The organism is Stappia sp. TSB10GB4 (assembly GCF_900185745.1).
Classification (GTDB): Bacteria; Pseudomonadota; Alphaproteobacteria; order Rhizobiales; family Stappiaceae; genus Stappia.
On the sequence record NZ_FYAV01000060.1, the window covers coordinates 1 to 838 of the forward strand.

At 62.6% G+C, this 838-nt stretch carries 1 pseudogene; it reads left to right on the top strand.

Going from position 1 to position 838, the window contains the following annotated elements:
• The first annotated feature begins 67 nt into the window (after positions 1 to 67).
• Positions 68 to 825, top strand: a pseudogene (locus TSB10GB4_RS18025) (IS5 family transposase).
• The last annotated feature ends 13 nt before the right edge of the window (positions 826 to 838 follow it).

The following is an 838-nucleotide window of genomic DNA, read 5'->3' on the forward strand; positions in this document are numbered from 1 at the left end:
CCGGACCCATAAAAGGGGTTCCTCTGACGGCGGGATTGTGATTCAGGGTCTCTGAGGGGGACCCGTCATGGATCGCGACTATTTCTGGCTCAGCGATGAGCAGTTTGGGCTGCTTGAACCGCATCTGCCGACCGACACCCGAGGCAAGCCGCGCGTCGATGATCGCCGCGTGATCAGCGGCATCATCCATGTGGTGAAGAGCGGCGGACGCTGGGTCGACGCTCCGTCGGTCTATGGACCGCGCAAGACCCTCTACAACCGTTTCCAGCGCTGGTCGGCCAAGGGCGTTTGGAGCGCCATTTTCCATGCTCTCGCCAACGCAGGCGGGCCTCCGGCCGAGCTTCTTATCGACTCATCGGCGGTAAGGGCGCATCGCTGTGCGGCCGGCGGCAAAGGGGGGAGCAAAATCAAGCCATCGGTCGTTCGAGAGGCGGACGGACCACCAAAATCCATGCTCTGACGGATGGATTGTGCCGGCCGGTCGCCTTTCTCCTGACCGGCGGCCAGGTCGCCGACTGCACTGCAGGGGCGCTGCTGATCGAGCAGATGCCGGCGGCGCCAATCCTGCATGCCGACAAAGGCTATGACAGCAATGCCATCCGGGAGCAGGTTCGCGGACGCGGCGCCTTCGCCAATATCCCGCCCAAGGCGAACCGGAAATGGAAGAACTGCTTCTCGCCCTTCCTCTACAGAGACCGCAATGCGATTGAGCGCATGTTCTGTCGCATCAAGGACTTCCGCCGCATCGCAACCCGCTACGATCGGCTCGCCCGGAACTTCCTCGCCGCCGTCTGCATCGCCGCAACAGTCAGCTACTGGTTATGAGTCTTGGCCCTAG